This window comes from Streptomyces sp. NPDC027672 (assembly GCF_055566335.1).
In genome coordinates, this window is the sequence record NZ_JBVHSO010000001.1 from 359,914 (window position 1) to 383,725 (window position 23,812).

Here is a 23,812-nt window from a genome sequence, read left to right on the forward strand (position 1 = left end):
GGCCCGCGCCCCGCGCGAGCCGGCGTGCACGCGCTCACGATGGGAGCATGGCGAACCCCTCCCGGCTGCGCGCCGCCGCGCTGACCACCTCCGCCGCGCTGCTCGGCGCCGTGCTGGCCGGCTGCGGGGGCGGCGCCAAGGACGGGGACATCACGCGGCAGCAGCTTGACTGGACGGACTGCCCGGCCCCGTCCGAGGCGCAGGGCGGCGGCAGCGCCCCGTCCCCGCTGCCGGACGGCGCCGAGTGGCAGTGCGCCACCATGAAGGCGCCGCTGGACTGGAGCAGGCCCCAGGGCGACACCATCGGCATCGCCCTGATCCGGGCCCGGGCCACGGGTCCGGCGAGCAGCCGGATCGGTTCGCTGGTGTTCAACTTCGGCGGCCCGGGCGGCAGCGGCGTCACCACGCTGCCGGCGTTCGGCGCGGACTACGCCGCCCTGGGCACCCGCTACGACCTGGTCAGTTTCGACCCGCGCGGCGTCGGTCGCAGCGCACCGGTGGAATGCGAGAGCGACGGGCAACTGGACGTGTACTTCCAGGAGGACGCCACCCCGGACGACGCCGCCGAACGCGCCCAGCTCCTCCAGCGCACCCGGCAGTTCAACGCGGCCTGCGAGAAGAACTCCCGGAAGATCCTGCCGCAGGTGCGCACCACGGACGCGGCCCGCGACATGGACCTGATGCGCCGGGTCCTCGGCGACGCCAAGCTGCACTACTTCGGCATCTCCTACGGCACCGAACTCGGCGGTGTCTACGCCCACCTGTTCCCGAAGCGGGTGGGCCGGGCCGTCCTGGACGCGGTCGTGGACCCCACGCAGAACCCGGAACAGAGCGCGCTCGGCCAGGCGAAGGGCTTCCAGCTCGCGCTGGACAACTACGCGGAGGACTGCACCTCCAAGACCACGCCCTGCCCGGTCGGCGACACCGCGCAGGAGGTGAAGGACCGCATCGCCAAGCTGCTCGCCGACCTGGAGAAGAAGCCGATCCCGGGCCTCTTCCCGCGCCGGCTGACCCAGACCGCCGCCACCAACGGCATCGCCCAGTCCCTGTACTCGAAGGACTTCTGGGAGTACCTCACGGAGGGCCTGGAGCAGGCGTACGACGGCGATGGCAAGGTCCTGATGCTGCTGTCCGACTCGATGAACGGCCGCGGTGAGAACGGCGAGTACAGCAACCTGACCGCGGCGAACGTCGCCATCAACTGCTCCGACGAGAAGCCCCGGTACACCGCGGACTACGTGCGGCGCAGACTGCCCGTGTTCCGCGCCGCCTCCCCGCTGTTCGGGGACTATCTGGCCTGGGGCATGGTCAGCTGCACCGACTGGGCGGTGCCGGGCGCCGCCGATCACCCCGACGTCAGCGCGCCGGGCTCCGCGCCCGTCGTCGTCATCGGCAACACCGGCGATCCGGCCACCCCGTACGAGGGCGCGAGGAAGATGGTGGACGCGCTCGGCAAGGGCGTCGGCGTCGAGCTGACGTACAAGGGCCAGGGACACGGCGCCTACGACAGCAAGAACAAGTGCGTGCAGAGCGCCGTGAACGGCTATCTGCTGGACGGGAAGGTGCCGAAGGCCGGCACCGTCTGCTCCTGACCCTGCCGATACACCGAGCCCGGTGCGCGAGTAACCGCAGGTCAGAGGGTTATCCACAGGCCGTCACGGGCCGGGCCCGGGGCGCCTACCATGGCCTGAACGCCCGGCGGTACGACGCGCCGGGCCTGTCAGGGGGGTGCGCATGGTGCGACTTGCGCGGTGGGCGGCCGCGGTGGCGGCAGGGCTGCTGCTGGCCGGCTGCGGTGGCCCGTCCGGTGCGGACGGCAAGGGGGACAAGGGGGACAAGGGAGACGAGGGCAAAGGGACCGGCTCCCCGGCGCTTCCCGCCTCGCTCACCTCCCAGCGCCTCGACTGGCACCGGTGCGAGGCCACCGGCGACTCCGCCGCACCGGGCGGCGCGTGGCGGTGTGCGACGCTCAAGGTGCCGCTGGACTGGTCCCGCCCGGACGGCAGGACGATCGGTGTCGCCCTCATCCGCTCCCGGGCGACCGGCGGTGACCGTGTCGGCTCGCTGCTGTTCAACTTCGGCGGGCCCGGCGGCTCCGGCGTGTCGGCGATGCCGTACTTCGCCTCCTCCGTCTCCGTGCTCCACGAGCGGTACGACCTGGTGAGCTGGGACCCGCGCGGCGTCGGCGCCAGCGAAGGCGTGCGCTGCCGCGGCGACCGGGAGACCGAGGCCGCCGAGACCGTGGACGCCACCCCGGACACCCCGGCCGAGGAGAAGGCGTACTTCGAGGACGCCGCCGACTTCGGCGAGGGCTGCCGCAAGGCCGCCGGACCGCTGCTGGCGCACGTGTCCACCACGGACACGGCCCGCGACCTGGACCTGATGCGCCAGGTCCTGGGCGACGACAGACTGCACTACTTCGGCATGTCGTACGGCACCGAACTCGGCGGTGTCTACGCCCATCTGTTCCCGAAGCGGGTGGGCCGCCTGGTGCTCGACGCGGTGGTCGACCCGGCCGCGGACACGGTGGGACACGCGGAGAACCAGGCCCGCGGCTTCCAACGGGCCCTGGACGACTACCTGGCGTCCACCGGCGAGGACCCCGCCCAGGGCACCCGGAAGATTGCCGACCTGCTGACCAGACTGGACGCCGCACCGCTGCCGACCTCCTCCGGCCGGAAGCTGACCCAGACCCTCGCGCTCACCGGGATCATCCTGCCGCTGTACAGCGAGCCGAGCTGGCCGAGACTGACCAGCGCGCTGAAGTCGGCGCGGCAGGGCGACGGTTCGGAGCTGCTGGCGCTCGCCGACCAGTACAACGACCGCGACGCCTCGGGCCGTTACGGCACCACGTCCCACTCCCAGCGGGTCATATCGTGCCTGGACGACAGGCAACGGCCGACGCCCGCCGAGACCAGACGGCGGCTGGCCCGGTTCGAGCGGATCTCGCCGGTGTTCGGGGACTTCCTGGGCTGGGACACGGCCGGCTGGTGCCACGACTGGCCGGTGCCGGGCCAGTTCGACACCCCGGAGGTCAGCGCACCGGGCGCGGCCCCCATCCTGCTCGTCGGCAACACCGGCGACCCGGCCACTCCGTACGAGGGCACCCGCAGGATGGCCGACGAGCTGGGCCGGGGCGTGGGCGTCGAACTCACCTGGAAGGGCGAGGGCCATGGCGCGTACGGCAGCGGCAGCGACTGTGTCGACACCACGGTGAACGCCTACTTGCTGCACGGAAAGATACCGAAGGACGGAAAAACCTGCCCCTGACGGACCACCGCCGCCCGCGCCCTTCCCCACCCCCGGACACCGGAAAACCCACGGCCTCCGGAACACCGGAGCCGTGGGCTTCCTGGGACTGGTTCGGCGACTGGGCCGATTGGGTCAGTAGACCGGCTTCTCCGGTTCGATCTGGTTGACCCAGCCGATGACGCCGCCGCCCACGTGGACCGCGTCGGCGAAGCCGGCGGACTTCAGGACCGCGAGGACTTCCGCACTGCGGACACCCGTCTTGCAATGCAGGACGATCTTCCGGTCCTGCGGGAGGCCCTCCAGGGCGGTGCCCATGAGGAACTCGTTCTTCGGGATCAGCTTGGCGCCCGGGATGGAGACGATCTCGTACTCGTTCGGCTCGCGGACGTCGATGATCTCGATGTTCTCGCCGTCGTCGATCCACTCCTTGAGCTGCTTGGGAGTGATCGTGGAGTCGGCCGCCGCCGCCTGGGCTTCCTCGGAGACGACGCCGCAGAAGGCTTCGTAGTCGATGAGTTCCGTGACGGTCGGGTTCTCGCCGCAGACCGCGCAGTCCGGGTCCTTGCGGACCTTGACCTGGCGGTACTGCATCTCCAGGGCATCGTAGATCATCAGGCGGCCGACCAGCGGCTCGCCGATGCCGGCGAGGAGCTTGATGGCCTCGTTGACCTGGATGGAGCCGATGGACGCGCACAGCACGCCCAGCACGCCGCCCTCGGCGCAGGAGGGGACCATGCCGGGGGGCGGGGGCTCCGGGTAGAGGCAGCGGTAGCAGGGGCCGTGCTCGGACCAGAAGACGGACGCCTGGCCGTCGAACCGGTAGATCGAACCCCACACGTACGGCTTGTTCAGCAGCACGCACGCGTCGTTGACCAGGTAGCGGGTCGCGAAGTTGTCGGTGCCGTCGATGATCAGGTCGTACTGGCTGAAGATGTCCATCACGTTGTCGGCTTCGAGCCGCTCCTCGTGCAGGACCACGTTCACGTACGGGTTGATGCCCTTGACGCTGTCACGGGCCGACTCGGCCTTGGAGCGGCCGATGTCCGACTGGCTGTGGATGATCTGGCGCTGCAGGTTCGACTCGTCGACCTCGTCGAACTCCACGATGCCGAGGGTGCCCACGCCCGCGGCGGCCAGGTACATCAGCGCCGGCGAGCCCAGGCCGCCGGCGCCCACACAGAGCACCTTGGCGTTCTTCAGCCGCTTCTGCCCGTCCATGCCCACGTCGGGGATGATCAGGTGGCGGGAGTACCTGCGGACCTCGTCTACGGTGAGCTCAGGAGCTGGCTCGACCAGGGGTGGCAGCGACACGGGGACTCCGTTGGTCGGTCAATCACTACAGTTGTTCTCCACGTAACACTGCCACGCCCTTCTTCATTCCGAGACACCTGTCCCGAGTCGCGAGACGATGTCGTCCCAGCAGCCGGGCAGCGTGTCCGTGGGGCACCGGTCAGATGCGGCAGGCCGCTTCCATCCAGATGTCGGCCAGGGACTCTTCGAGGTTGATGCGGGGCCGCCAGCCGAGCCGGTCGCGGGCGGTGCGCACATCGGCCTGCTGCCAGCTGCCGCAGCCGTCCGGGTAGGGATAGGCCGCCGGGGCCACGTGCTCGACGTCGGCGCGGGGGTGGCCTAGGGCGGCGCGCAGCGGGCCGGGCGGAGCGTCGAGTTCGTGGAGGGAACCGCCGTAGCCGGCCACGCGCGCGAGGACGGCGGCGGCGTCCCTGAGACGGACGGCACGGCCGGAACCGATGTTGATCACACCCTGCGCGGCGGAGAGCGAGGCGGCATGCACGGCGCGGGCGACATCGCGTACGTCGACGAAGTCCCGCTGGACGCCGAGGCCGCCGAGTTTGAGTTCGCCGTCGCCGGACTGCATGGCCCGGCGCATCGCCTCGGCGAGCCGGCCGAGCGGGGAACCCGCCGGGGTGCCGGGACCGGCGGGTGAGAAGACACGCAGGACGACCGCGTCCAGGCCGGAGCCGAGGACCAGTTCGGTCGCGGCCAGTTTGCTCACACCGTACGGGCCGCCGGGGCGCGGTACGGCGTCCTCGGCCGTGGAGGAGCCGGGCTGGCTGGGCCCGTACTCGGAACCGCAGCCGATCTGCACCAGACGGGCGCCGCAGCGGCTGCGGCGCAGCGCCTCGCAGACGGTGGCCACCGCGACGGTGTTGTGCCGGGTGAGTTCGCGGGCGCCGCCGCGGGTGGCGCCGGCGCAGTTGACGACGACCCCGGGGTGGACCGCGTCCAGGAAGCGGGTGAGCGCGCCCGGGCTGCCGGTGGCGAGGTCGAAGCGGACGTCGGCGTCGTCGCCGCGGCCGAGCGCGGTGAGCTGGACGGCCGGGTCGGCGAGCAGGCGGTCGGCGACGAAGCGTCCGATGAACCCGTTGGCTCCGATCAGCAGGACCCTCATCGGGCGGCTCCCGGGGTGCGCGCGCCGGTGGTCACGCCGGTGGTACCGGCCCTCGCGACGGCGCGGGCGGCTGCTCCGGACGCTCCGGCGGTTCCGGTGGCTCCGGACGCTCCGGGTCGGGAGGTGGTCATCTGGTGTTCTCCTTCAAAGGGGTGGTGCGGGTCCCCGCGGCGGTGGGCCGGGCCGGCCGGGATGTCACTCCGGTACCGCCGCGGGCGCGTGGGCCGAGGCCCGGGTGAGGGTGCGGCCGGCCTGCCACAGCAGGGCCAGGGCCGCGGTGCCGCAGGCGAGGGCCGGTACGGCGGCCTCGCCCCAGGCGTCGACGAGTCCCTCGACGGGGACGGCGAGGAAGGCGCAGCCGGGCAGCCGGCCGGCCGCCGGCAGTGCGAGGGCCGCCGCTTCCACGGCCGCGGCGGCGCCCAGCGCGGAGGCGGGGGCGCGGCGGTGACGGTGAACGGTGAGCAGGCGGGCGAGCAGGAGCAGGGCGCCCAGGGTGAGGGCCTGCGCAGGGGCCGCGGGCTGGTGCAGGGCGGTGCCGCACAGCGCGAGCAGCGCGGCGAGGGCGCCCAGGAAGAGGGTGAGCGCGCCGAGCAGGAGCGGTGTCGTGAGGGCGGTGAACTCCTTCAGGCCCCGGCTGTCGGCGAGGGCGCGGCGGGCGCCGGCGGTGAGGAGGTGGGCGGAGCAGGCCGCGGGGGCGCAGGCCAGCAGCAGGGCCAGGACGGGCGCGGTGGCCAGGGGCCAGGCGCCGTCCGGGGCCCCGGTGGCTCCGATGGCTCCGGTGACTGCCGTGACTCCGGTGGGCAGGGCGTCGGGGCCGCCCGTCAGGACGGCGTGGAGCAGGCCGTCACCGGCGAGGGCGTAGGCGAGCAGCCAGAGCGTCCCCACGCGGGCGGCGGTGCGCCGGGCGCGCGTGCCGGGCGCACCGGCGAGCGGGCCGTGGCGCAGGACCGCGCGGGTGGCGAGACCGAGGGCGAGGAGACCGCCGAGGACCGCCGACGCGCGGGCGGTCGGGGCGGTGAGGCGCAGTCCGGCCACCGTGGCCGCGCCGAGCGCTCCGGGCAGGAGGACGAGCAGGAGCCGGCCGGCGCGCACGCGGGACGACTGCCGGGTCCGGGGGCGCGGGCACGGTTCGGCGGCGTCACGCGGCACGCGCGCGTACAGCTCCTCGGCGAGCGAGAACACGTCACGGTGGCGGCAGCGGGCGGCGGTCCGGTCGGTGACGCCGTGTGCCTCCAGCCCGGCGGCGATCTCCCCCGGCTCCACGGCCCGCTCGCACAGCTCACGGTGGCGGTGCAGCAGTGCCTTCACCGGATCACCGGCCCCCCGACGACCCGCACCGGCCCACCGCAGCCCGCCCCGCCCGTCCGCCCGATCCTCCACCGGGGCCTGCCCGCTGGGGCCGGCCGGGGCGGGCGATCCGGACGGGTGACCGACGGACGAGGCCCTGGGGGCGAACGCGGCGGTGGCCGGGACGGGGGTGGCGGGGGCCAGGATGGGAGGGGCGGGGGCCAGACCTGGGGTGGCGGTGGCCGGGGTCCCGGCGGCCAGGGCCGAGGTCCCGGGAGCCAGGGCGGGGTTCCTGGGGGTCAGCACGGGGGCGGGGGCCATGCCGACGGTCGCGGGGGCCACGCCGGGGGTCCCGGCGGCCAGGGCCGGGGTCCCAGGAGCCAAGGCGGGCGCCGCGGGAGTCACGGTGGGCGGCACGGGAGCCACGCCTAGGGTCGAAGGAGCGAAGGCAGCGGTCGCAGGCGAGCGCGTCCCCCAGGGGCTCATCACCGGCGGCCCCTCCGCCAGGGGCTCCTCCGCTGGCGTTCCCGTCGACGGAAGCCGGTCCCCCGGCCGTGTGTCCCACGGGGCCGTTCCCGCGGACGTGTCCGGGGGGTGGGGTGGGGTGGGTTGTTCGTCGTCCGTGGTGCCGGGGGCGGGCGAACCGGACGGGTGGCCGGCGGACGAGGGCCTGGCAGCGCACGCGGCGGGGGCCAAGCCGGGGGTCCCGGTGGCCGGGGCTGGGATGGCGGAAGCCAGGTCGGGTGTCTCGGGTTGTTCGTCGTCCGGGGTGACGGGGGGCCGCTCCGCGGGGTTTTCCGGGTGCGGGGCCGGTGCGGTCGTCCGGGCGTCCAGGTCGCTCATCGTGCCGCCTCCGCCGTCGAGGCGGTGGCCCGGACCGGGGTGCCGGTCGCCCAGCCGGGGACGCCGCGGGGCAGCACGCGGGCCGCCGGGTCGGTCCAGCGGCCGGGGACGTGGGACTCGGCGGGCGCGGCGAAGGGCAGGGGCTCGCCGGACGCGTCCAGCACGACCCGGCGGACCGGGCTGTGCGCGACGATCTCCAGATACAGGCCGTGGAACGCCGCGATGTTCTGCTCGACGCTGAACAGTTCGAGCGCGCGGGCGCGCGCGGCGGCACCGAGACGCTCACGGCGCTCGGGGTCGCGCAGCAGCGCCACGCACGCCTCCGCGAGCGCCCTGGGGTTGCGCGGCGGCACGACGAGTCCCGTGCCGCCGACGACCTCCACGACCGCGCCCACGTCCGTGGAGACGGTGGCCCGGCCGCAGAACATGGCCTCGACGAGACCGGCCGGGAAGCCCTCCACGACGCTGGAGAGGACGACGACCGCCCCGGCGGCGTAGGCGTCGGCCGGCGTCGGGGTCTGCGGGCCGCCGGTCTCCTCGAAGGAGACGGGATTGTCGCCGACGGCGTGCGCGCCGTCCGCCTCGTCCGGGAAGAGCTGCGCGGCGAGCGCCCGGCAGTGGCCGAGGTAGGCCGCGCCCTCGGCGTCGACGGGCGTGCCCACGATCCGCAGGCGGGCCGTGGGCCGCTGCCGGCGCACCTCGGCGAAGGCGTGCAGCAGGGACACCAGGTCCTTGTCGGGGCCGACCCGCCCGACCCAGACCAGCGTGTCCGGGTCGGCCCGCTCCGGGGACTCGCCGGCCTCCGCGAACGGGGCGGCGTCCATGCCGGGGTGGACCGTGCGGATCCGGGCGCGGTCGGCACCGCACCGTTCCTGCCAGCGGCGCGTGTGCGCGTTGCCCGGGGTGAGCAGCTCGGCCGTGCGGTAGACCTCGGCGGCGAGCCGGCGGTGGAAGGCGGCGAGCAGGGCGCGTACGGCGGGGGCGGCGGTGTCGGGGCCGAGGGTCAGGTAGTGCGTGCGCAGGTGCACGCCGTACTCGGTGACGAGCAGCGGTACTCCGTGGAAGTGCCGGGCGAGCAGTCCGCAGAGGGCGGCGGGGCCGCCCGTGGTGGCGTGGCAGAGGTCGGCCGCGCCGAGGCCGTCCGCGCCGTACCAGTCCAGGGACAGGGGGCGCAGGGCGCGTTCGAGGTGTGCGGCGACGGTGAGCAGGTCGGAGACCCGCGCCGTGCGCGCCGCGTGCGGTGCGCCGGGGGCGCGGCAGGCTCGTTCCAGGGCGCGTACGGCGGTGTCCGAGCGCAGGGCGCCGGGCAGGCCGCCCGCCTCGCGGGCGAACGCGGCGAGCGTGTACAGCGCGCTGCCGAAACGGTCCGCCAGAGGCCCGGAGACCGGGTCCGCCCCGACACCACCGGCACCCCCGACCAAGGACCCGGCACGCCCCACGCCACCGACGTTGCCGCCCAAGGACCCGGCGTCACCGGCGCACATCGCCGCCACGAGTTCGCCGTAGCACTCGGCGAAGCGCCGGCGCGCGCGCCGTCCGTGACCGGGTCCGTCGTCCCCGGCGGTCCACAGCGGCGCCGTACGCACCCGGCGGACCTGCGGGGGGAGCGGGACGCGGCCCGCGGCCTCCTGGTGCCGGCTGCGGCCGAGCGCGTAGACGTCGAACTCGTGCTGCCCGAGTCCGCGCACCAGCCGGTCGCACCAGGCGACGCCCTCGCCGCTCGCATACGGGTAGCCACTGTCGGTCAGCAGTCCGATGCGCACGTGTGCACCCCCGATCTCCCGTCTGGGGAGCCGCCGTTGTCCCGACGGCTCGCAGCGGGACGAACGTAAGGGGACAAGGCGGTGGTGCGACGGACGGTTGTCCGTCGCACCACCAGAAGGGGTGAACGCTCGTAACTTTCCCGTGCGGGTCGCGTTCCGTCACGCTATGGCGCCGTACGGTGATCATACGAGCGGGAAACGTTACGCCACCACGGGTTCGCGCCGGGCGGCGCGGCGCCGGGCCGCCAGCTCCGGGTCGAGCGCGGGTACGGCGGCGAGGAGCTGCCTGGTGTAGGGCTCGCGCGGGCTGTCGTACACCTCGTCGGCGGGGCCGTACTCCACGAGCCGGCCGCGCCGCATCACCGCGACCCGGTCGCTGACCTGCCGGACCACGGCGAGGTCGTGCGCGATGAAGACGAGCGCCAGCCCGAGTTCCCGCTGGAGTTCGCCGAGCAGGGCGACCACCTGGGCCTGGGTGGTGACGTCGAGCGCGGAGACGGGCTCGTCGCAGACGATGACGCGCGGCTCCGCGGCGAGCGCCCGCGCGATGCCGATGCGCTGGCGCTGTCCGCCGCTGAACTCGTGCGGATAGCGGTCGTAGTGCGCCCGGTCGAGTCCCACGCGCTCCAGCAGTTCCGCCACCCGCCCCCGGATGCGCTGCTCGTCCGCCCCCCGCGCGCGGAGCGGGTCGGCGATGGACTCGCCCACGCTGCGGCGGGGGTTGAGGGAGGAGACGGGGTCCTGGAAGACCATCTGGACGGCCGGGTCGACCCCGGTGTGCGGGCGCCCGTCGTAGCGGATCTCGCCGGCGGTCGGCTCCAGCAGCCCGACCAGCATGCGACCGAGCGTGGTCTTGCCGCTGCCGCTCTCCCCGACCACGCCGAGGGTCTCCCCGCGCCGGACGGTCACCGAGACGCCGTCCACGGCCGTGAACGCCCGCCTGCCGCGCCCGAACTCGCGCCGCGCGCCGACGGCCTCCAGCACGACCTCGCCGGCGGCCGGCGCGGCCGTGCGGCGGGCGTCCACGCGCGGGACGGCGTCGAGCAGTTCGCGGGTGTACGGCTCGGCGGGCGCGGCGAGGACGGCGCCGACCGGGCCGCGCTCGACGGCCCTGCCGTGCCGCATGACGAGGATGTCGTCCACGCTCTCGGCGGCCACGCCCACGTCGTGGGTGACGAGCAGCAGGCCCATGCCGGTCTCCGCGCGCAGCGCGTGCAGCAGATCGAGGATCTGCGCCTGGACGGTGACGTCGAGGGCGGTGGTCGGCTCGTCGGCGATCAGCAGGTCCGGCTCGCAGGCGAGGGCCATGGCGATGAGCGCGCGCTGGCGCATGCCGCCGCTGAACTCGTGCGGCCGGGACCGGGCCCGCCGGGCCGCGTCCGCGATGCCCACCCTGTCCAGCACCTGCACGGCACGCGCGCGTGCGGCGCGACGGGAGACGCGCGTGTGGACGCGGTAGACCTCGGCGATCTGGTCGCCGATCGCGTAGTACGGGTCGAGCGAGGACAGCGGGTCCTGGAAGACCATGGCCGCCTTGGCGCCGCGCAGCCGGCGCAGCTCCTCGTCGGAGGCCGCCTCCACGTCGGTGCCGGCCACCCGCACCGAGCCGCCGACCCGCGCCCCGGTGCCCCGGTGCAGGCCCAGCAGGGCGCCCGCGACCGTGGACTTGCCGGAGCCGGACTCGCCGACCAGGGCCAGCGCGGCGCCCTCCGCCAGGCTGAAGGTGAGTCCGTCGACGGCGCGCAGGGCACCGAACTCGACGGTCAGGTCAGTGACGTCCACCAGGCTCATGCGAGCACCACCCGTCGGTCGGCCACCGCGTACAGGACGTCCGCGACGGCGTTGGCGAGGACCACGAAGAAGCCGGTCACCAGGACCATGCCGACCACCACCGGCAGATCGACGACCTTGACGGCGTGCACCAGTTCCTGGCCGACACCGGGCAGGCCGAACAGGGTCTCGGTGAGGACGGCACCGCCGACGGCCGAGCCGAAGGTGACCGCGTTGAGCGCGATGACGGAGGCCGTCGCACCGCGCAGCGCGTGCCGGGCGATCACCGCGCGCTCGCTGACGCCGTAGGCGCGGAAGGTGCGGATGTGGTCCTCGGCCAGCGTCTCCAGCATCGACGCCCGGGTCAGCCGGGCGAAGTTGGCCGCCTCGATGAGGGCCAGCGAGAGCCAGGGCAGCAGCAGGTTCCACGCCCACTGCTCGGGATCGTCGGTGAAACGGACGTACTGCGGGAAGGGCAGCAACCCGAGTTCGCCGCAGACGACGATCATCAGGATCAGGCCGATGACGAAGACGGGCGTGGCGACGCCCGCCAGGGTGATCGCGGTCAGCACGCGTTCGGAGATCCGGCCGCGCCGCCAGGCGGACAGCACGCCGGTGCCGATGCCGAGCACCAGCCAGATCACCATCGCGCCGAACACCAGCGAGAAACTCACCGGCAGCTTGGCCAGGATGATGTCGGTGACCTGCTGGCCGGACTTGTACGACTGGCCGAGGCAGGGCGCCGCGCAGTGCTCCACGGAGGTGCCGGTGGAGAAGTCCTGGCCCACGAAGACGCCTTGCAGGAAGTGCCAGTAGCGCACGTACAGCGGGTCGTCGAGATGGAGCTGCTGGGCCACCTGGTGGACCTGGGCCGGGGAGCAGCGCGGGCCGCAGGTGATCTGGGCGACGTCGCCGGGAGTGACGTAGAAGACGACGTAGATGATCACCGAGAGCACGAACAGGGTGATCACGGCGCCGATCAGCCGGCGCAGGACGAAACCGGTGAAGCCGTTCACGCCCGTTCCTCCTTCTTGGGCTTCTGTGGCTTCTGTGGCTTCTGCGGCTCCTCCGACGGCCGCGGTGGCCGCGGCTCCCGCGGCGCGGTGCCGGTCGCGGACGCCGGCTCCTGCGGCGCGGAGCCGGCCGTCGCCGTCGCGGCGCGGGCCTCCCGTTTGCGTCCGGTGCCGATCCGCAGGCGGGAGGCGGCGCGCGGGTCGAGGGCGACGCGGACGCCGTCGCCGAGGACGGTCATCGCGAACACGGTCACGAACAGGGCGAGGGCGGGCAGCAGCAGGTACTGCGGGGCCGCCTGGTACCAGACGTCGGCGGAGGTGAGCATCTGGCCCCACGAGGGCGTGGGCGGCTGCACGCCGACGCCGAGGAAGGACAGGGCCGCCTCGGCGCTGATGTTCGACGGGATGAGCAGGGCGGCGTACGTGATGACCGGCGCGGCGAGGCCCGGGAGCAGTTCGCGTACGGCGGTCCGCCAGGTGCTCCAGCCGCTGAGCCGGGACGCGGAGACGTAGTCGAGGTTCTTCAGGGCGAGGGTCTGCGCGCGCACCATCTTCGCCATCGTGGACCATCCGGCCACCAGGGAGATGATCAGCGCGACCAGGACGGGCCGCGGGAAACCGGTGGGCACGACGGCCAGCAGGGCGAGCGCCATGATCATCAGGGGCATGGCGACGAAGAGGTCGGTGATCCGGCTCAGGACCAGGTCGACCCAGCGGCTGCCCAGTCCGGCCGCCACGCCCATGGCGACGCCGATGAGGAGCTGTACCAGCGTGGCGCCCAGCGACACGCCCAGCGAGACCCGCGCGCCGTAGACCAGCCGGGCGAACATGTCGCGTCCGGTCTGCGGCTCGACGCCCAGCCAGTGGCGTGCGCTCACGCCGCCGAGGGAGCCGACGGGCACGCCGCCGCGCGCGGAATCGATCAGGCCGGGGTGGTAGGTGGTGGGGTCCTGGCCCTCCAGGGCGGTGAGCAGCGGCGCGGCGAGCGCGACCAGGACGAGCAGCGCCACCACGACGGCGGCGACGAGCGCGGCGCGCTGCGCCCGCAGCCGCCGCCAGAACTGACGTGCCCCCGAGACCACCGGGACGGAGAGGTCCGTCCCGGCGGTCTCGACGGCGGCAAGTGCCTCGCTCACGGTGCTACTTCACCGCGACCTGGGAGACGTCCAGGACACCGGTCCAGTCGCTGATGACGATGTTCTTGACGTCCTTGCCGTACAGACGCTTGTAGACCGGGTGGAACAGCGGCACGACGAGGGCCTTCTCGCCGATCTTCTTGTCCAGTGCACCCCACCGCCGGGCGGCGGCGTCAAGGTCGGTCAGCTTGTTGATCGCGTCAATCTCGTCATTGACCGACTTGTCGTTCAGCAGGCCCGTGTTGAAGTTCGCTCCGTCCTTGACGATCTGCCGGCCGTCGAAGATCGGGGCGAGGAAGGGACCGCCCGAGGGCCAGTCGGCACCCCAGTGGGCCAGGAAGAGGCCCGGCTCGGTCTTCACGCTGTGGACCGTGTCCCGGTAGTCGTTGTCCTCCAGGCCCTCCAGCCTGACCGTGATACCGGCCTTCTTGAGCGCGTCCTGGACGGCGGTGGCGATCTCCGGGCTGGTCTCGAAGTCCTTGCTGTTGGAGTGGGTCAGCGTGAGGGTGAGCCCGTTCTTGTGACCGGCCTGCGCGAGCAGTTCCCTGGCCTTCGCCGCGTTGCCGGACGCACCCGCCGGGAACGGGTCGTACGGCGTGTAGCCGAAGGACTTCTGGTTCGGCAGGAAGGTGGTGGCGGGCTCGGCGAGGGCGCTGCCGCCGGCCGCGTTGACCACGGAGGACCGGTCGATGGCGTAGGCGATCGCCTGGCGCACCCTCGGGTCGTCGAACGGCTTCACCTTCGGGTTGAAGGCCAGGTAGTCGGTGTAACCGAAGTGGCCGGTGCCCACGCGCGCGGCCAGTTCCTTGTCGCCGCTCACCTTGGCGAGTTCGGCGGGGCCGAGGTTGGTGTCCGTGGTGACGGCGGCGGAGTCCGCGCCCTGGGACGCGGACAGCCGCTGGTTGATCACCGAGGAGTCGAGCCCGGAGCGCACGTCGATGGTGTCCGGGTACGCCTTGCGCTCGGCGTCGGTCGCGGCCGACCAGTGGGTGTTGCGCTCCAGGACGAGGTGCTCGCCGTCGTTCTCGTTCTTGACCACCTTGTAGGGACCGGACGAGAGGGGGTGCGACTCGTACTTGGTGCCGGTGTCCTTGCTCCGGGGCACCGGGGTGAACTGCGTCTGCGTGGCGAGGTACGGGAACTCGCCCTCGGGCTTGTTCAGGTGGAAGACGAGGGTCCGGTCGTCCGGCGTCTCGATCGCCGACAGGCCCTTCTTGTCCTTGTACGGCCCCTGGTAGTCGGCCGCGCCGTCCAGCCAGTCCCGCAGGTAGGGAGCGCCGCCGGAGAGTTCGGGGGCGAAGGAGCGCTCGATGCCGTACTTGATGTCGGCCGAGGTGATCGGCGTGCCGTCCTCGTACTTGAGGCCCTTCTTGAGGGTGTACGTCCACACGGTCGCGTCCTTGTTGGGGCGCCCGGTGTCGGTGGCGAGGTCCGGGACGACCTTGGTGCCGGCCGCGCCGTTCTCGCGGTTGCGCGTGGTGAGGGTGCGGAAGACGAGGGAGGGAACGTTTCCGCCGCCGGAGGTGTACAGCCGCGCCGGGTCGAAGTCGCTCTGCGGCTGGGAGTTCAGGATCGTGAGCGTGCCGCCCTGGTGGGGCGTGGAGTCGCCACTGGAGCCCTTGGCATCGCTGTCCTCCGGGCCGCAGGCGGCAGCGCCCGCTGCCACGACCAGGCTGACGGATGCCGCTGCCACGCGGCGCGCTATGACGGACGGTTGACGCATCGGAATGACGACCTCTCGGATGACGAGTCGGCTGATCGAGGGTTTCTCGATCGCTGAGACATGGGGACGAGGAATGAGACGGCTGCGGACAGACGTCGGCCCCGGCGTCGGGTCGTCGAAGAATCCGTGACACGGTCACGGATCGAAAGGGAGGAGAAGGTCGCGACGCGAACGCCCGGGAGGCGGCGTCAGCGACAGTTGATGTCGGCCACGCAGAGCGCGGTCACGCCGATGAGCGCCAGCTCGATGAGGGCGCTCGTACGGAGGGCATGACCAGACCACATGCGCTGAAATATGAACGAACACACGGGCTCATGTCAATGTGACATAAGCGGCGCCGGTCAACTGCCGGGATAGGGCCAGGGATTGGGCCGGCAGTGGATTCCGTCGTGGTCCAGGAACTTGGTCTGCTGCTGCATGACGGGCGCCAGCTCGCCGTCCTTCTGGCACATGACGTGGCCGTGGCCGAGCCGGTGCCCGACCTCGTGGTTGATCAACATTTGCCGGTACGCATGGATCCGGTCACCGTATGTCTTGCTTCCTTGAGCCCACCGGTATGCATTGATCATGACGCGTTCGGTCGCGGCCGAGTCGCAGGACACGTTGTCCTCCGTGGTGTCCAGGCCGGACTTGGCGCACCACTTGGCGGTGGTGCCGGGGCTGGCCAGCGTGATCACGAAGTCGGGCTTGCCGGACGAGACGCGCTCGAAGGTGCGGGCACCGCCGTGGGCCCAACTGCGGCCGTCGTTCAGGGTCTTCTGCACGGCCTCGGCGAACAGCGCGCCGTCCAGTCCCAGTCCCCGCTCGACGTCGACGCGGTAGCGGTACTTCTGCCCGGTGCCGGGCGCCTTGTCGAAACCGGGCACGGCGTCGAAGGTCCCCGGGCCGGTCAGGGTGGCGGCGAGCGGATAGGTGCGGCTCATCTTCTGGCCGTAGGTCAGGGCGGCCTGACTGGGCACGGCCGAGGGCGTCGGCGCTCCGGAGGTCCCGGCACCGGGGGATTGGCCGGCGGCGGACCCCGACCGTGCGTCGGCGTCCTCCCGCGTCTTGGTCACCTGTCCGGCGACGATCACCGCGAGGACGGTGGTGACGGCGGCCGCCGCGATACCGGTGAACGCCCAGCCCTTGGTGCCGCCGCGCCGCGCGGACGCGCCGCCGTCCGCCGCCGTGGCGGACTTCCGCGCCGGGCCGTCCGGCCGTCCGCCGCCACGGCCCGCCGGGTCCCCTCCGGCCGCACCCGCGGTGCCGCCGTCCCGGGCGTCCCCGTCGCCGGCGTCCCGTGCGCCGGCGCGCTCGAAGGCGTCGAGGTACTCCTGCCGGGGCCCGGGGCCCCGCCGCGGTCCGCCCTGCCCCGCCCGCCGCTGCCGGGGCAGCACCACGCCGGGCCCGCCGTTGCCGGGTGCCCGGCCGGGGAACTCGCCCCAGCCGCCCCCGGCTTCCCGCTGCTCCGGATGCGCGCCGCGCACGGACGCGCCGTCCGGGGGCGCGCCGTCCGGGGACCGCGGCACACCGCGCGCGGGAGTGCCGTCAGGCCTCCCGGGCACGCCCCGCACGGCACCGCCGTCGGACGGCCGCGGCGCGCCCTGCGCGGGGGCGCCGCCGGACGACCGGGGCGCACCGTGCGCGGGGCCGCCGTCCGCGGGCCGCGGCACACCGCGCGCGGGCGTGCCGTCGGAAGCGCCCGGCACACGCCGTGCCGGCGCGCCTACGGGGACGCCCGGAGCGGCGGCCGGGTCGGCGGCCGGAACCCCCGGGGCGCCGGGGGCCGGTACGCCCGCGGGACCCGAAGCGGTGTCCTGGCGGCTGTCCTGGCGCGTGCCACGCCGGCTGTCGCGTGGTGCGGTGATGTCCGCGGGCTCGGCCTTCGGGGCCGGTCCGCGGCGGCTGTGACGTCCCACCCCCGCCTCAGCTCCCCGCACCGGCGACGGAGCCGGCGGTACAAGCGCGGGCATCGGCCGCGTCCCGGACGCGGCCGGCCGCCCGCCCGCCGGCTCCGGCGGTGTGCGCCAGGAGGTCGCGGACGGCACCGGCCACCACGTCGGGGTACTCCATCATCGCCACGTGCCCGGCGTCCGGCAGGGACAGCAGCCGCGAGTCCCGGAAGGCACGGGCGGCCTTGCGGGCCATGCGGAAGCCGATGAGCTGGTCCCGGCCGCCGTAGACCAGCAGGGTGGGCGCGAGCACCCGCTCCGCCTGGCGCCACAGTCCGTGCTGGCCGCCGAGCGTGTAGGCGTCGACGATGCCGCGCGCCGAGCGGGCCATCGCGTCCCAGAAGTACGGCAGCCGCAGCCGCCGCTCCAGTTCGTCCACGGCCTGCCGGAACGCCTCCTGCGACACCCGCCCGGGATCGCCGTAGCACAGCGCCATGACCCCGCGGACCCGCTGCTCGGCGGTCCACTCCTTGGTGATCCGGGTGAAGAGGGCGGCGATCCCGGGCACGCCGAGCAGCCCGGTCGGCACCGCGCTGCGCTGGATGCGCAGTTCCGGCAGGGCCGGTGAGACGAGCGTGAGCGTGCGGACGAGGTCGGGGCGTACGGCGGCCACGCGCGTGGCGACCGCGCCGCCGAGGGAGTTGCCGAAGAGGTGGACCGGGCCGCGGCCGGCCGCGTCCAGATAGCGGATCACCGCGCGCGCGTGCCCGGTGATGGAGTAGTCGCCGTCGTCCGGGGGCGGGGAGTCGCCGAAGCCGGGCAGGTCGACCGCCTCGCTGTCGACGACGCCGTCCAGCTCGGCCATGAGCAGCGACCAGTTCTGCGAGGAGCCGCCCAGCCCGTGGACGTACAGCGCGGGCGGCAGGCCCTCGCGCGCGGCGGGCCGGGAACGGACCGACAGGGTGACGCCGGGCAGGCCCACCGACCGCAGCCGCTCGCCCTCGCCGACCCGGACGGGCGCCACCCTGGGAAGCACACTGGCGGCCGGCACGGACGGCGACTCGGTCGAAGACATGCGGCAATGTTACGAGGTGATCACGTCCGGATCGGTGTGTTCGCCGTCACAGAGTGAACCGTACGCCCTGGGAGAACCGGTCGGCCAACGGGCCCGACGGCATGGCGTTCGGATCAGCCGTCTCCTAGGCTCGTACAGAGGGCACCCTCGTGTGGCCCCTGCTGCTTCCAGGGACGTTCGTAGGAAGGGAGCCCACCATGGCCTATGACCCCGCACAGCCCGACACGATCGAGGACATCGACGATCCGGAGGCCGGCACGGCACCGGAGTTCGACGTCGAGGCGCCCGAGGTGGACGCCGCCGAACAGCAGACGGACATCGCGCCGGACCGCGACGACCCGCTGACGGACGTGGACCCGGCCAGGGGGAACGAGGCGGATCTCCTGGAGCAGGCGCGGGTCGTCGCGCTCGACGAGGACGACTACCGCTGACCTCCGCGAGGACGACCACCACCGGCCCCGAAGGTCCGGCGGGCCGCCCCGGGAACGCCGTACGGCTTCCGCCGTCGTCCGGTACGTGAAATTCTGCGCTCGCACCGCGCACACCACGATTACCGAAAAGTACGATGGCCGCGCGGCCGAGACCGCATGAGGACGACTTTGGGAGGCGGCGTGACAGCCATCGAGCAAACAGAGGCGGTGCGCCCGCGTGGCACCCGTCTGCCGCGCCGCGCCCGGCGGAACCAGCTGCTGGGCGCCGCTCAGGAGGTCTTCGTCGCGCAGGGCTACCACGCGGCGGCGATGGACGACATCGCCGAGCGCGCCGGGGTCAGCAAGCCGGTGCTCTACCAGCACTTCCCCGGCAAGCTGGACCTCTACCTCGCCCTGCTGGACCAGCACTGCGAGTCGCTGATCCAGTCGGTGCGCGGCGCGCTGGCGTCGACCACCGACAACAAGCAGCGGGTCCGGGCGACCATGGACGCCTACTTCGCGTACGTGGAGGACGACGGCGGCGCCTTCCGGCTGGTCTTCGAGTCCGACCTGACGAACGAGCCCGCGGTGCGCGAGCGCGTGGACAAGGTCACCACCGAGTGCGCCGAGGCGATCTGCGAGGTCATCGCGGAGGACACCGGGCTCTCGCGCGCGGAGTCGATGCTGCTCGCCTCCGGCCTCGGCGGACTGGCCCAGGTGGTCGCCCGCTCCTGGCTGCACAGCGACCGCAGCGTCCCGCGCGACCAGGCGGTGCAGCTGCTGGCCTCGCTGGCCTGGCGGGGCATCGCCGGTTTCCCGCTGCACGGCACCGATCACCACTGAGGTCCCGTCCGTTCCCGCGCGGTGTTCGCTGTTGGCGTTCCGGCCGACAGGGTGTACGCCCCCTCGACCGGACTAATGTGTGCGGAGTACGGCGCGGATCATCGCGCACATACTGACCGTCGGAGGGACATAACCGTGGAGGTCAAGATCGGCGTGCAGCACGCGCCCCGCGAGATCGTTCTGGAGAGCGGTCAGAGCGCCGACGAGGTCGAGCGCGTGGTGGGCGAGGCGCTGGCCGGCAAGACGGGGCTGCTCAGCCTCCAGGACGAGAAGGGCCGCAAGGTCCTGGTGCCGACGGATCGGCTGGCGTACGTGGAGATCGGCGAGCCGACCGTGCGCAAGGTGGGTTTCGGCGCGCTCTGAGCCGTGGCGTGGGAAGGGCCCGGCGGCCGTGTGCCGCCGGGCCCTTCCGTGTCGGGCGCACCCCCCGGACGGCCCTGGGCGCACACACATTCGGAGCACGACTTCTCCACAGCCCAGGATTGCAAAGCGCAGGTCACGGGTAAGACGGGCTACGACCGTCCAGCCAGACCCGGCCGTGGGAGGGACCCCGACATGATCCTCGAAGTACTCGGATCCGCCGTGCTCGGGCTGATCCTCGCCTGGGCGTCGGCGCACCGCCTCGCCCACCGGCTGCCGGCCCGTCCGCTGGTGTACGCGACGGCCGTGGCCGGGGCCCTCTTCGGGGACTTCGTCACCCGCACCGCGCTGGGTCCCGGCCCGGCCCTGCTCAGCCTCCTGGGCGCCGCGGTCATCGCGGTGGCGTCCCTGTCCCTGCTGCTGCGCCCGGCGGGCCGCCTCCGCCGCCGGTCGGCCACGGCGTAGACGGCACCGCCCGGGCGGGACGCCGTTCCCGGAGGGACGTCGGTCTTGGAGGGACGTCGTTCCCGCCGGGCCGCCGTTCCCGGGGAGCGCGGCGGCGGTCAGGCCGCGAGGCCCAGCGCGGCCATCCGCTTGGTGTGCGCCTCGGTGATCCGCGAGAACATCCGGCCCACCTCGGCGAGGTCGAACCCGTCGGCGACTCCGCCCACGAGCATCGTGGACAGCGCGTCCCGGTCGGCGACCACCCGCTGCGACTGCGACAGCGCCTCGCCCATCAGCCGCCGCGCCCACAGCGCCAGCCGGCCGCCCACGCGCGGGTCGGCGTCGATGGCGGCGCGCACCTTCTCCACCGCGAACCCGGCGTGCCCGGTGTCGTCGAGCACGGCGAGCACCAGCTCACGCGTGTCGGAGTCCAGACGGGCCGCGACCTCCCGGTAGAAGTCGCTCGCGATCGAGTCGCCGACGTACGCCTTGACCAGGCCCTCCAGCCAGTCCGAGGGCGCGGTCTGCCGGTGGAAGCCGTCCAGCGCGGCCACGAACGGGTCCATGGCGGCCGTCGGCTCCTCGCCGATCTCGGTCAGCCGGTTCCGCAGCCGCTCGAAGTGGTGGAACTCCGCCGAGGCCATCTTCGCCAGCTCCGCCTTGTCCGCCAGGGTCGGCGCCAGCTTGGCGTCCTCCGCGAGCCGCTCGAACGCCGCCAGCTCCCCGTAGGCGAGCGCGCCGAGCAGGTCCACCACGGCGGCGCGGTACTGCGGGTCCGCGGACGCCCGCGCCCAGTCCTGGGCGGCGACGCCGGTGGGCCCGGCGGGTTCTGCGGAGGCGTTTCCAGGCTTGTCAGAGCTAGTCATGAGGCGCACAATAGCCCGCTCGGCGCGCCCCTCAAGCCCCTGCCCGATCACTGTGACCACGACTACGTGACCGAATCGGCCATCACATATGCGGGGATCCGGGGTATGGTGGTAATGCGCGCCTGCCGAGTGCGTCGACGCTGTTCGACGTGTCCCTACAGGCTGCATGCATGAGGATGCCCGGTCGGTGGCCCGATCGGCTCCGACCCGACAGCCCTCCACGGCCGTGCGGCAGTGATCGTACGACGACCGGAGGGACCCTCAGCGGTTCGAGCGCTAGAGCGTCGGCAGAGGTCCCGTGTCTTACGGCTTGCCCGAGTGGTTCGCCCGTACGGCGGCCGACGTCCCCGGCACGGTCAGACATGACCCCCGCGCGCTCGCCTCGCACCGCGCACACAGAAGAGGCAGCACCCTGACTACGACGTTTCGAGAACTCGGAATCCTTCCCGAGACCGCCGAGGCCCTGGAGGCCGTCGGCATCGTCACCCCCTTCCCCATCCAGGAGCTGACGCTCCCCGTCGCCCTGTCCGGCTCGGATGTCATCGGCCAGGCCAAGACCGGCACCGGCAAGACGCTGGGCTTCGGTCTCCCGCTCCTGGAGCGCGTCACCGTCCCGGCCGACGTCGAGGCCGGCCGCGCCGCCCCCGACGCCCTCACCGACGCCCCGCAGGCCCTCGTCGTCGTCCCCACGCGCGAGCTGTGCACCCAGGTCACCAACGACCTGCTGACGGCGGGCAAGGTCCGTAACGTCCGCGTGCTGGCGATCTACGGCGGCCGGGCCTACGAGCCGCAGGTGGAAGCCCTGAAGAAGGGCGTCGACGTGGTCGTCGGCACCCCGGGCCGGCTGCTCGACCTCGCGGGCCAGAAGAAGCTGGACCTCAGGCACATCAGGTCCCTGGTCCTCGACGAGGCCGACGAGATGCTCGACCTGGGCTTCCTGCCCGACGTCGAGAAGATCATCAGCATGCTGCCGGCCAAGCGCCAGACCATGCTGTTCTCGGCCACCATGCCCGGCGCGGTCATCGGCCTCGCCCGGCGCTACATGTCGCAGCCCGTCCACATCCGCGCCACCGCGCCGGACGACGAGGGCGTGACGGTCGCGAACATCAAGCAGTTCGTCTACCGCGCGCACAACATGGACAAGCCGGAGATGATCGCCCGCATCCTGCAGGCCGAGGGCCGCGGACTGGCGATGATCTTCTGCCGCACCAAGCGCACGGCCGCCGACATCGCCGAGCAGCTCCAGCGCCGCGGCTTCGCCTCCGGCGCGGTCCACGGCGACCTCGGCCAGGGCGCCCGCGAGCAGGCGCTGCGCGCCTTCCGCAACGGCAAGGTCGACGTCCTCGTCTGCACCGACGTCGCCGCCCGCGGCATCGACGTCGAAGGCGTCACCCACGTCATCAACTACCAGTCCCCCGAGGACGAGAAGACCTACCTGCACCGCGTCGGCCGTACGGGCCGGGCGGGCGCCAAGGGTACGGCGATCACGTTCGTCGACTGGGACGACATCCCGCGCTGGCAGCTGATCAACAAGGCGCTGGAGCTGGACTTCAACGACCCGGTGGAGACGTACTCGAGCTCCCCGCACCTGTTCTCCGACCTGGGCATCCCCCAGGGCACCAAGGGCGTCCTGCCGCGCTCCGAGCGGACCCGTGCCGGTCTGGCCGCGGAGGAGCTGGAGGACCTGGGCGAGACCGGCGGGCGGGGCGCGCGGGACCGTGACCGGGGCCGTGGCGACCGTGGTGGCCGCGGTGACGGTGGTGGCCGCGGTGACCGCAGCGACCGTGGTGACCGCACCGAGCAGGCCGCCGAGCGGGAGCGTCCGGCCCGTACGCCGCGCCGGCGCCGCCGTACGCGCAGCGGCACGCCGCTGGACGCCTCCCCCGTCACGCCGGCACCGGCCGCGGAGACCTCCGGCGCCGCCGGGACCTCCGGCGCCCCGGAGTCGGAAGGGGCCGCGGTGCGCACCCCGCGCCGCCGTCGCCGTACCCGTGGCGGAGCGTCCGCGCAGCCGGTGACGGGCGCCGTGGCGTCCACGGTGACCGACGAGACGCCCGCGGCGGCCACGCCCGCCGTCGAGCCGGTGGCCGCGGCGGAGGTCGCGGCCGTTCCGGACGCGTCCGAGAGGCCGCGTCGCCGCACCCGCAAGGCCACGGCGGCCGAGCCGGTGACCGAGGCCGCGGCCCCGGTGGCCGACACCGCGTCCGAGACCGCGGTCGCGGACGCCCCGGCCGCGGAGACCAAGCCGCGCCGCCGCACGCGGAAGACGGCCGAGCCGGTCGTCGAGGCGGAGGCGGCCCTGGACCCGGCGGAGACCGCCGAGGCCAAGCCGCGCCGCACCCGCAAGACCGCGGCGCCCGCCGAAGCCGCCGTGGACACCGCCGAGGCCACCGAGGCCGCCGAGGCCAAGCCGCGCCGCCGCACCCGCAAGGCGGCGGAGCCGGCCGCGCCGGAGGCACCCGAGGCCGAGGCGCCGGAGGCGGAGGCCAAGCCGCGCCGCACGCGGAAGACCGCCGCGACCGCGGAAGCCCCCGTGGCGTCCGAGGCCGAGGCCAAGCCCCGCCGCACCCGCAAGACCGCGGCGGCCGCACCGGAAGCGACCGAGGCGGCCGAGGCGGAGACGGTGGCCAAGCCGCGCCGGACCCGCAAGACCGCCGCGACGACCACCGCGACCGCGGAAGCCCCCGAGGCACCCGAGGCCGAGGCCAAGCCGCGCCGGACCCGGAAGGCCACGGCAGCCGCCGAA

The 23,812-nt window shown here is 73.6% G+C and carries 19 protein-coding genes; 7 read left to right on the plus strand and 12 right to left on the minus strand.

What is annotated here, in order from left to right; translation table 11 throughout:
• Positions 1-47: 47 nt before the first annotated feature.
• On the plus strand, positions 48-1,592 hold the full coding sequence (locus ACZ4SV_RS01585; RefSeq protein ID WP_468000608.1) for an alpha/beta hydrolase: 1,545 nt from the start codon (positions 48-50) through the stop codon (positions 1,590-1,592).
• 142 nt (positions 1,593-1,734) lie between these two features.
• Positions 1,735-3,270 carry an alpha/beta hydrolase gene (locus ACZ4SV_RS01590; protein WP_468000610.1) on the plus strand — a complete coding sequence of 512 codons (1,536 nt, stop codon included), beginning with the start codon at positions 1,735-1,737 and terminating at the stop codon, positions 3,268-3,270.
• A gap of 114 nt (positions 3,271-3,384) precedes the next feature.
• Here the strand turns inward: ACZ4SV_RS01590 and moeZ are convergent, their stop codons facing one another.
• The 11 genes from moeZ to ACZ4SV_RS01645 form a co-directional block, all read right to left on the minus strand.
• Complete coding sequence (moeZ, locus tag ACZ4SV_RS01595; protein ID WP_365875206.1) at positions 3,385-4,563, minus strand: adenylyltransferase/sulfurtransferase MoeZ; 1,179 nt, start codon at positions 4,561-4,563, stop codon at positions 3,385-3,387.
• Between the two features lie 139 nt (positions 4,564-4,702).
• Positions 4,703-5,662, minus strand: a complete 960-nt coding sequence (locus ACZ4SV_RS01600; RefSeq protein WP_365875204.1) for an NAD-dependent epimerase/dehydratase family protein — start codon at positions 5,660-5,662, stop codon at positions 4,703-4,705.
• 195 nt (positions 5,663-5,857) lie between these two features.
• On the minus strand, positions 5,858-6,970 hold the full coding sequence (locus tag ACZ4SV_RS01605; protein WP_468000613.1) for a hypothetical protein: 1,113 nt from the start codon (positions 6,968-6,970) through the stop codon (positions 5,858-5,860).
• 818 nt (positions 6,971-7,788) lie between these two features.
• Entirely contained in the window at positions 7,789-9,555 is a 1,767-nt protein-coding gene (locus tag ACZ4SV_RS01610; RefSeq protein WP_468000615.1) for a DUF3492 domain-containing protein, read from the minus strand.
• Between the two features lie 201 nt (positions 9,556-9,756).
• Positions 9,757-11,346 (minus strand): dipeptide ABC transporter ATP-binding protein, encoded by a 1,590-nt coding sequence (locus tag ACZ4SV_RS01615; RefSeq protein ID WP_397940282.1) that lies wholly within the window; start codon positions 11,344-11,346, stop codon positions 9,757-9,759.
• The gene (locus ACZ4SV_RS01620; RefSeq protein ID WP_397940284.1) at positions 11,343-12,341 is read right to left on the minus strand and encodes an ABC transporter permease; all 999 of its coding nucleotides are present in this window, start codon (positions 12,339-12,341) and stop codon (positions 11,343-11,345) included. The genes ACZ4SV_RS01615 and ACZ4SV_RS01620 overlap by 4 nt, the downstream gene beginning before the upstream one ends.
• Positions 12,338-13,474: an ABC transporter permease gene (locus ACZ4SV_RS01625; protein WP_468000618.1), complete on the minus strand. Its 1,137-nt coding sequence runs from the start codon at positions 13,472-13,474 to the stop codon at positions 12,338-12,340. The genes ACZ4SV_RS01620 and ACZ4SV_RS01625 overlap by 4 nt, the downstream gene beginning before the upstream one ends.
• Positions 13,475-13,478: 4 nt before the next feature.
• Entirely contained in the window at positions 13,479-15,197 is a 1,719-nt protein-coding gene (locus ACZ4SV_RS01630; protein ID WP_468000620.1) for an ABC transporter substrate-binding protein, read from the minus strand.
• 188 nt (positions 15,198-15,385) lie between these two features.
• Positions 15,386-15,481 carry an Ms4533A family Cys-rich leader peptide gene (locus ACZ4SV_RS01635; RefSeq protein ID WP_365873088.1) on the minus strand — a complete coding sequence of 32 codons (96 nt, stop codon included), beginning with the start codon at positions 15,479-15,481 and terminating at the stop codon, positions 15,386-15,388.
• A gap of 57 nt (positions 15,482-15,538) precedes the next feature.
• A complete protein-coding gene (locus tag ACZ4SV_RS01640; protein ID WP_468000622.1) occupies positions 15,539-17,095 on the minus strand; it encodes a DUF3152 domain-containing protein in 1,557 nt (518 codons plus the stop codon).
• 7 nt (positions 17,096-17,102) lie between these two features.
• A complete protein-coding gene (locus ACZ4SV_RS01645; RefSeq protein ID WP_468000624.1) occupies positions 17,103-18,143 on the minus strand; it encodes an alpha/beta fold hydrolase in 1,041 nt (346 codons plus the stop codon).
• A gap of 197 nt (positions 18,144-18,340) precedes the next feature.
• Here ACZ4SV_RS01645 and ACZ4SV_RS01650 point away from each other — a divergent pair, with 197 nt between their 5' ends.
• The 4 genes from ACZ4SV_RS01650 to ACZ4SV_RS01665 all read left to right on the plus strand — a co-directional run bounded on the left by ACZ4SV_RS01650 (position 18,341) and on the right by ACZ4SV_RS01665 (position 20,221).
• Entirely contained in the window at positions 18,341-18,574 is a 234-nt protein-coding gene (locus ACZ4SV_RS01650; RefSeq protein ID WP_365873094.1) for a hypothetical protein, read from the plus strand.
• Positions 18,575-18,754: 180 nt separating this feature from the next.
• Complete coding sequence (locus ACZ4SV_RS01655) at positions 18,755-19,396, plus strand: TetR/AcrR family transcriptional regulator (protein ID WP_365873096.1); 642 nt, start codon at positions 18,755-18,757, stop codon at positions 19,394-19,396.
• A gap of 135 nt (positions 19,397-19,531) precedes the next feature.
• Positions 19,532-19,759, plus strand: coding sequence for a DUF3107 domain-containing protein (locus tag ACZ4SV_RS01660; protein WP_365873098.1), 228 nt, complete (start codon positions 19,532-19,534; stop codon positions 19,757-19,759).
• 192 nt (positions 19,760-19,951) lie between these two features.
• On the plus strand, positions 19,952-20,221 hold the full coding sequence (locus tag ACZ4SV_RS01665) for a hypothetical protein (RefSeq protein ID WP_365873100.1): 270 nt from the start codon (positions 19,952-19,954) through the stop codon (positions 20,219-20,221).
• 98 nt (positions 20,222-20,319) lie between these two features.
• Here the strand turns inward: ACZ4SV_RS01665 and ACZ4SV_RS01670 are convergent, their stop codons facing one another.
• On the minus strand, positions 20,320-21,066 hold the full coding sequence (locus ACZ4SV_RS01670; protein ID WP_397940294.1) for a ferritin-like fold-containing protein: 747 nt from the start codon (positions 21,064-21,066) through the stop codon (positions 20,320-20,322).
• A gap of 505 nt (positions 21,067-21,571) precedes the next feature.
• Here ACZ4SV_RS01670 and ACZ4SV_RS01675 point away from each other — a divergent pair.
• A partial coding sequence (locus tag ACZ4SV_RS01675) for a DEAD/DEAH box helicase (RefSeq protein WP_468001286.1) occupies positions 21,572-23,812 on the plus strand: 2,241 nt, incomplete at its 3' end.